Source organism: Mesorhizobium sp. M4A.F.Ca.ET.050.02.1.1, assembly GCF_003997725.1.
Taxonomy (GTDB): domain Bacteria; phylum Pseudomonadota; class Alphaproteobacteria; order Rhizobiales; family Rhizobiaceae; genus Mesorhizobium.
In genome coordinates this window covers 1-3,347 of record NZ_RZSG01000665.1, presented here as the reverse complement: position 1 = coordinate 3,347, position 3,347 = coordinate 1, and the positions used below count along the sequence as shown (strand labels likewise).

Genomic DNA, 3,347 nt, shown 5'->3' with positions numbered 1-3,347 from the left:
CCGTACAGGATGGTGGCCCGCCCCTGCCCCAGCGCCGGTTCGACCTTCTCGACCATCACCCGGCTGAACAGGTCGGCCCAGTGGTCGTCGCGCGCGGTGCGCAGGCCGGCACGGACGAGGGCATCGTGCAGCGCCGCGCGATCGGTGCCGCCGTCGGCGGAGACGGTCGCGAGAAGATCGATGCCGGCATGGCGCGAAAAGGCTTCGGCGACACTTAGCCGCTCCGGCTCGGCGAAAGGGTCGGCCTCGCGGCCGCGGAAGCGAAAGGTTTTCGCGCCGGCCTTCTCCGCCGCGAGAGCCAGGAATTCGGCGCAGTCCGCCATCAGGCTCTCATAGGTCTCGCCGACGCGATACCATTCGAGCATGGTGAATTCCGGATGGTGCAAGGGCCCGCGCTCGCGGTTGCGCCACACCGGGCCCAAACTGAAGATGCGCCGCTCGCCGGCGGCAAGCAGCTTCTTGCAGGCGAATTCCGGCGAAGTATGCAGATAGAGCGGCTGGCGCGCGCCATCCGTCCCGATCGCCTCGGTGGCGAAGGCCGCCAGATGCGCTTCGTTGCCGGGCGAGACCTGGAGCGCCGATGTCGTGACCTCGATGAAATCGCGACTGGCGAACCAGCCGCGCAAGGCGGTGGCAATGGCGTTGCGCGCCAACAGCCGCGGCCGGCGGTCGGCATGGACATCGGGCGTCCACCAGGGGGAAGCTTGGCTGGTCATCGGCAGGAAAATCGCCGGGAAGGCTGGCGGTTCGGCGCAAGATGCGCTAGGGCGCACGCGGTGGCCGCCGTAGCCGATTTTTGGCAATCAGCGCTCGCAGGCCGAAAAACTCGATTGGGATTGAATACCGTGGTCAAGGTCATCGCCAGCTCCTTACGCAAAGGCAACGTCGTCGATAAGGACGGCAAGCTCTATGTCATCCTCTTTGCCGAAAACATCCACCCTGGCAAGGGCACGCCGGTGACGCAACTCGACATGCGCCGCATCGGCGACGGCGTGAAGGTTTCGGAGCGTTATCGCACGACAGAGATGGTGGAGCGCGCCTATGTCGAGGAGCGCGAGCACACTTTCCTCTACTCCGACGGCGAAGGCTTCCATTTCATGAACCCGGAAAGCTACGACCAGGTCGTGGCTCCGGAAGGCGTGGTCGGCGACATGGCCCCCTATCTGCAGGAAGGCATGGCGGTGCAGCTGGCGCAGTTCAACGGCGTGCCGATTTCGCTGGTGCTGCCGCAGCGCGCCGTGTTCGAGGTGGTCGAAACCGAACCGGTCACCAAGGGCCAGACGGCGTCCTCGTCCTACAAGCCGGCCATGCTTTCCAACGGCGTGCGCACGGCGGTGCCGCCGCACATTTCCGCCGGCACGCGCGTGGTGGTGATGACCGCCGACGGCTCCTACGTCGAGCGCGCCAAGGACTGAGACCAGACGCACGGTCTACCAGAGCTCGCCGGCGATGTTGCGGGCCGCCTCCTCGTGAACGCGCGAGATGGGGGCGCCCGGCAGGCGCCTCGATCACGAAGTTCAGAACGCGCCCGGCCCCGGCTTCTATTTGTTCGCCACCGTGGGGGCATAGCCGGGCCGGCGCACCGCCCTCACCTTGCCGCTGTTGCCGCCGCCGCAGAAGAAGCAGCCTCCGCCATCGGATTCCAGCCCGGACACACCCATTCCCGCCGGCATGTCCAGCGTCTGAAGCACCTCGCCGGTATCAGGATCGATGCGCCGCAGATCGCTCTCGTCGCCTTCCCAGGTACCGTGCCAGAGCTCGCCGTCGACCCAGGTGACCCCGGTGACGACGCGCTTGGACTCGATGGTACGGATCACCGTGCCGGTTTCGGGATCGATCTGATGGATCTTGCGGGCGCGGTATTCACCAACCCAAAGCGAGCCCTCGGCCCAGGTCAGGCCGGAGTCGCCGCCATTGCCGGGAGCCGGGATCGTGGCGATGACGTCGCCGGTCCGCGGATCGATCTTCTGGATGCGCTCTTCGGCGATCTGGTAAAGATGCTTGCCGTCGAAGGCGGTTCCGGCATCGGCTGCGACATCGATCGAGCGCAGTGTCGCTCCTGACCCAGGATCGAGCGCATTGAGCTTGTCGCCCGAGGCAAACCAGACTTTCTCGCCGTCGAAGGTCACGCCAGCCACGGTCTTCACCCCCGGAAAGGGTCCGTACTCACGCAGGATTTCGGCAGTCGCTCGTTTCATCGCGGTCTCCATCGATCTGGACAATACACCTGGCACTTAGTTCCTGGGCATGTCTCTTTCCCGAAACTTTCGCCAGCATGCTTAGTCGCTCGGCAGCGGGCCCGGGAGTAACAAGACAGTCGGGAATCCGGTCACCGGCGGCATCATCCAGCGGCGCGCCCGGCCACGGCCGATGGCCTGAACCTTTCTCTCGGCCGAAAGCTCCTCCAGCGCCCGCTGCACGGTGCGAGCGCTGGCGCCAAGCGCGATCGCCAGCGCCGAGCTCGACCAGGACTCGCCGTCGGCGAGGAAGGCCAGCACCGCGCCATGCTGTTCCTCGACCGGCGGCGCCAGCACGACCACCTCGCCGGCGCCAAGCGGCGTCAGCGCAAAGCCGGCGGCCGTCGCGTTGATTTCGGCCAGCGCGCCGAGTTCGGCGCGCAGCCGGCCCATCTCGACCCGCAGCCTCGCGCGATGCGACTCATCGGCATGCCTTGCCCGAAAAGCGCGCCTGAGCAGCGTCTCGCGCGAGGCATCCCCCGGCCAGGCCTCGGCGAGCGTGCGCGCCAGGACAAACAGCACCGGCCGGCTGGCCAGCGAGACAACCTTATCGGCTTCACGCACGACATTGCGGCAGGCATCGATAACGAACGCGCCGGACGCCAGCAGCGTCTCGACCTCATCGAGCGGCAGCAATTTCTCCGATCCCTGCGCAATCTGCCGGCCTACGGGCGTGTTCAACACCAGGGAGGCCGCTTCGACCTCCGCCCTCAGCGCCGGAATCTTGGCCTCGTAGGCGGCGAGCGATGCCCGGCCGAACGCCGAGCGCGCCGCCTTCGTCCGCAGTCGCCGGACCGCGATGCCGGCGGCCGCGAGCTCATGTGCGACACGCGCGACCGGCGGCAGCGGCCCCGGATCGAAACCGGCAAGCAGGCGCTCGGCCTCGTCGAGGCGGCCGATCAGGATCAGGCGGCGCGCCTCGATACTGCCGGCATAGGCGGCATTCACCCGGTCGCCGTGCGCGTGAAGCGTCGCGCGCGCCGCCCGCAGCGCCTTTTCCGGCCAACCAAGATCGCGCGACACCAGCGCGATTTCGGCCTCGGCGACGACGCAGCGGGCGCGCGCCACCGCCTCCCTGGGGCTGAAGGCACGGGCCGCGCTCTTCAGCAG

General features: G+C 67.6%; 4 protein-coding genes. 1 reads left to right on the top strand and 3 read right to left on the bottom strand.

Features of this window, described 5'->3' with window-relative positions:
* Positions 1 to 716 (bottom strand): amino acid--tRNA ligase-related protein (locus EOA33_RS28975; RefSeq protein ID WP_127407205.1); only part of this gene is annotated, 716 nt, incomplete at its 3' end.
* A gap of 129 nt (positions 717 to 845) precedes the next feature.
* Here EOA33_RS28975 and efp point away from each other — a divergent pair.
* Positions 846 to 1,415 (top strand): elongation factor P, encoded by a 570-nt coding sequence (gene efp / locus EOA33_RS28970; RefSeq protein ID WP_126055087.1) that lies wholly within the window; start codon positions 846 to 848, stop codon positions 1,413 to 1,415.
* 126 nt (positions 1,416 to 1,541) lie between these two features.
* Here efp and EOA33_RS28965 read toward each other — a convergent pair whose 3' ends face one another.
* Together EOA33_RS28965 and EOA33_RS28960 are read right to left on the bottom strand one after the other, a co-directional pair.
* Positions 1,542 to 2,198 (bottom strand): PQQ-binding-like beta-propeller repeat protein, encoded by a 657-nt coding sequence (locus tag EOA33_RS28965; protein WP_127407204.1) that lies wholly within the window; start codon positions 2,196 to 2,198, stop codon positions 1,542 to 1,544.
* Between the two features lie 81 nt (positions 2,199 to 2,279).
* Positions 2,280 to 3,347, bottom strand: a 1,068-nt coding sequence (locus tag EOA33_RS28960; RefSeq protein ID WP_127407203.1) for a helix-turn-helix domain-containing protein, incomplete at its 5' end; no start/stop codon positions are given.